Source organism: Bacillus sp. JJ1127, from assembly GCF_036965845.1.
Classification (GTDB): domain Bacteria; phylum Bacillota; class Bacilli; order Bacillales; family Bacillaceae_G; genus Bacillus_A.
This window is the reverse complement of sequence record NZ_JBALQK010000052.1, coordinates 1-4,189: the sequence shown is the minus strand read 5'-3', so window position 1 is coordinate 4,189 and position 4,189 is coordinate 1. Positions and strand designations below refer to the sequence as shown.

Annotated in this window: 6 protein-coding genes; 5 read left to right on the top strand and 1 reads right to left on the bottom strand. The window is 32.5% G+C overall.

The annotated features are described in order from the left end of the window. Positions 1 to 103: 103 nt before the first annotated feature. Positions 104 to 1,000, top strand: a complete 897-nt coding sequence (locus V7183_RS06940; protein WP_335359046.1) for a CPBP family intramembrane glutamic endopeptidase — start codon at positions 104 to 106, stop codon at positions 998 to 1,000. A gap of 57 nt (positions 1,001 to 1,057) precedes the next feature. Then, the gene (locus V7183_RS06935) at positions 1,058 to 1,183 is read left to right on the top strand and encodes a hypothetical protein (protein WP_335359045.1); all 126 of its coding nucleotides are present in this window, start codon (positions 1,058 to 1,060) and stop codon (positions 1,181 to 1,183) included. 539 nt (positions 1,184 to 1,722) lie between these two features. Here V7183_RS06935 and V7183_RS06925 read toward each other — a convergent pair. Then, the gene (locus tag V7183_RS06925; RefSeq protein ID WP_335359044.1) at positions 1,723 to 2,160 is read right to left on the bottom strand and encodes a GNAT family N-acetyltransferase; all 438 of its coding nucleotides are present in this window, start codon (positions 2,158 to 2,160) and stop codon (positions 1,723 to 1,725) included. A gap of 612 nt (positions 2,161 to 2,772) precedes the next feature. Between V7183_RS06925 and V7183_RS06920 the strand changes: the two genes are divergently transcribed. The 3 genes from V7183_RS06920 (at position 2,773) to V7183_RS06910 (ending at position 4,023) form a co-directional block, all read left to right on the top strand. After that, entirely contained in the window at positions 2,773 to 2,988 is a 216-nt protein-coding gene (locus tag V7183_RS06920; RefSeq protein ID WP_335359043.1) for a DUF6366 family protein, read from the top strand. A gap of 45 nt (positions 2,989 to 3,033) precedes the next feature. After that, entirely contained in the window at positions 3,034 to 3,330 is a 297-nt protein-coding gene (locus tag V7183_RS06915) for a hypothetical protein (protein WP_335359042.1), read from the top strand. A gap of 201 nt (positions 3,331 to 3,531) precedes the next feature. Then, positions 3,532 to 4,023 carry a hypothetical protein gene (locus tag V7183_RS06910; RefSeq protein WP_335359047.1) on the top strand — a complete coding sequence of 164 codons (492 nt, stop codon included), beginning with the start codon at positions 3,532 to 3,534 and terminating at the stop codon, positions 4,021 to 4,023. Positions 4,024 to 4,189 lie beyond the last annotated feature (166 nt).

Sequence of the window (4,189 nt, the reverse complement as noted above, 5' to 3'; positions counted from 1 at the left end):
AGATTATATATGGGTGCATGAAAAACATTTGGATGGTAAAATTGAAATGTAATGGAAAAAAGTGGATGTAATTTAAAATAAATAACACGAGGAGGTAAAAGTCTTGAGTAATAATCAATTCAAAATCATTGAAGCAGCAAAGTCAGGTCGAAAGAAAGTACATCCAATTCTTGCAGTAATATTATCGGTTGTATTTTTAACTTTCGGTGAGTTGTTTATGTTGTTTATGTTATTTTTGCCGAAAGCAGAAACGACTTTTATGAAAGGGATTTATGATAATGTAAGGATGATCTTAACATTTGGGGGAACAATTTTAATTGTATTTTTATGGATTCGGTTTATAGAGAAAAGATCGTTCTCATCAATAGGCTTTTGGAAAGAACAATTTTTAAGAAAGTATGTAAAAGGGGCTTTAATAGGGTTTATATTCATATCAGTGCCGGTATTATTACTTGTTGTAACAGGAGTTGTACAGTTGCAAATGCAGCATATTACACCCACAGTTATACTGGGGATATTAGGCTCTTTAATAGCATTTTTAGTGCAAGGTGCCACAGAAGAAATTGTTGTACGGGGTTGGCTATTTCCAGCTATATCTGTAAGAAGTCGCATATGGATTGGTGTTGTTGTTACTTCTTTTTTATTTGGGTTTCTTCATTTGCTTAATCCTGGAATTACAGTCCTTTCTATAGCAAATATCATACTAGTTGGTGTATTTGCGGCTTTTTATGTATTAAAAGAGAATAGCCTTTGGGGAATATGTGCTTGGCATTCTATATGGAATTGGGCTCAATACAATGTATATGGTTTTGCAGTAAGTGGTACAACTGTATTCTCTACACCACTCTTTAAATCAGTAACGAGTGGGCCGGATGCATTACATGGAGGAGCATTCGGAATTGAGGGAAGTGTAATTACAACAATTATGCTTGCTAGTGTTTCAATTGTATTATGGAGACAAGTGCGGGAAAGAAGTGAGAAACAGCGAAATATTGGATAACAAAAGGGGGAGGAATCATGACTATTATTTGTTTGGAAAGGGCAAGAGGCAAAAAATGTGGTAACAAATGAAATGAAAATAATGAAAGATTTGCGTGAAAGGAAAGTAAATATAGAACAGCGGTATGATACTGCTATGTTCGAAGTTATTATAAATTGGTTAAAAGAAAATCGTAAATCATAAAAAAACGGGTGCCATGATATTACAGCACTCGTTTTTTTATGATTTACCATGTATGACTGTATTGTTTGGAAAATGGTTTCTAAAATTTGTGTATTTGCAGTTTCATTTTTAGCAATTGCTTCCTGGTATTTTGGCAAAAATAGCTGATGTAGTGAAAGAGGGATTTCACCACATGCCCATCAACTTAAGAATTTTCACTACCCCTAAGTACAAAAAAACGTTATTCTTTCTAATGTCGCTTTTAAATAAAGTCACGGTATTTATAAAAAAGTTGCGATATTTTATCTCCTTTAATTAAGAAATTCTAAGTGGGTTTTAATCAAACATCTTTTAAAAATGGAATGTCCATTCAAAAAAACGAATCTTTTTTCAAAATAGATTCGTTTTTTTATCGTATAATATAAGTTTGCAAAGTATTTTTGATCGAACTTTTTTATAAAATGGGAAAGTTCATCCCAAAAGAGCGGAATCCATCTTGATTAATCTTTTTTCTTAGTCTTCCTTTTCGGGAGATGGGCAAAAACACCTATATATAAAACTTAATTAATTGGTATATAATTCTTGAAACCCTTACTGATAGTTCCATTATAACCATTTTTAGCAAAGAATTTATGTGCTTCTATTCTAGTTGCACTACTTAATAAGATAATTCTTGTGGGTCCCCTTGCAATCGATATTTGTTCAACATGTCTTAGTAACTTTTCACCTATCCCATTACCTCGAAAATCTTCATTTACAATTACATACTCCAGAACAGTATATGGTCTAAATTGGTATCCAGGATCAAGACAAAAGGTCATAAATATACTTCCTTTCACCTTACAATCTTCCTCATAGACAAATAAGAAATTATTCGAATCATTTCTTATCTGCTCAATTCTTTCTGGTAAAACCTTAATGTTTTTACTATGCGGTGCTAATTTTTTATATAAATTTTCGATTACATTACTATCTTTTGGTTCAGCTTCACGAATCATAAAATTACCTACCTTTATTAGAATACCAATGATCTGGGCTGTTTTAATATTGTAATTTTTGACTCTATTGTATCCTAAAACAATACTTTTTTAGTACAATTTAGATAAAAAGAGAATAGTAAGGATGTCATTTTTATATGAATCTCTCGATTCAAGATGAACTATAACTATTTGCGGAAGAATTACAACGATATGTTACACCTGTATTTTTAGAAGAACTTGCAAGAGAACTCGAATTTGTAAAGCGAAAACGAAAGTCCAGTTTGTTTCCATTCTTAAGTTGATGGGCAGGGGGTCCTGCTGATAAAACACGGAAATTATACGCTAAGAATATGTAGGATTTCATGCAAGCTACGAGAACGGTTTGAACTGCCAAATGCTGTTGTGACAGGAATGTATGAAATCTTGTATACGGAGAAGGGAACGGAAAGCTAGAAAACTATTGGTATGAGTGGCTTTCTGAGATTTGGTTACTGCTGATAATAGTACGTTATGTTAACTGATTTTGCATAGAGTATTCAACTAACGGGGTAGTTATAGTTCAACAAGAGTAATGGTTATTTGTGGTAAAATTTAAAAGAAATGATTGTTTAATTTACAGGAGGTGTTTAAGTGCAAGATAACAAAGAAACTCCTGAACAAAAAAGAGAGAGATTAAGACATGAAGAATTGAAAAACAATCCAACGGGGAATATGAACGATGCTTTTAATAAAGCGAACAATGGAAATCTCACTGATTTAGTTGGTAGTTTAGGTTGGAAAGGTACGGGAATTCTTATTCTTATAATCATAATTGGCTTTATTATTATATCACTCTTCTTCAAGTAAAAATCCTTTTTCATTGTCTATAATTATAGGAGGTGAAGGTTAAGTATGAATCAATTATATTTGTCATTAAATGAAGCAGGTTTAATGTTTAAGGGGCATACAGATCAAGGCGGGGAGGTTGATTTCATTCTTCTTGAAACCTACGAGGATGGAACAACACAATCATCAGTAGATGTGAATACATTCGAAACGCTTTTCGGGGATGTAGAAGGGATTCCAACCTATGAAGCCTTGTCGGGATCTCATACTTTTAAATTGGGAGATACGCAATACACCATGACTGCTGATGAAATGGGTTACCAAAAGTATTTCGACCAATGGAAAGCGCAAGGGATTATTTAAACTAACGGATTTCTTTAATTGAACAAGCAGCTAAAAGGATCTTCCAACCGAAAATCCTTTTTCATATTCCTATAATGTGACGTTATGTTAACCGAGCATGAATACGATATACATCATATCCTTAAAAACCTTTTTTGATTTGATATGGTAAGATATAGAAAAGTTTTTGGGAGGAAAAAAATAATGAGTGATAACCAATCATTGAAGTTGTTTGTAAAAATTTCGCAACAAAGAATGTACAATCACTATCTTCCTAAATTAATTGAATCTGTTCGACAACTTGATTTAGAAGCACTATGGTACAAAGAAATGGAAAGTTTGAATTCAATAGGAAGCATCATCATACATATCTGTGAACATATTAAGAGAAATTCCATTAGATTTTCTAATCAAAAGCATACCTCTTTCAATAAAGGTATAGAGGAACACTTTCCCAATTTAAATTTGCCTCCTGAAGAGTTAAAAAAATTAGTGGAAGAAACATTTAATGAATTTAATTTGGTAATGCAAGAATTAATAAATAATACACCCCAAGAAATTGATATGCATAGTTTATATCATTTGGTAGAACATACCGGATATCACTTGGGACAAATTATTGACCGTTCTAAAAGAATTACAGGAACCGCATTTAATTTTTGTCAAAATGGGATAAATGAGAAAAAACTTAAAGCATTAATTGAAGAACGTTGAATATTACTAACCAACCTCCGCTTTTGAATTTTACGTCAACTAGCACCCCCACAAGAGGGGCTAGTTGTTTTTTTACAGTAGCAAAGATGAGATTTCACTTTTAGAAATTGTCTTAGCGTATAAAATCTGCATTTTGACGTCAGTACCCCATCGCCATCAAGCTAAC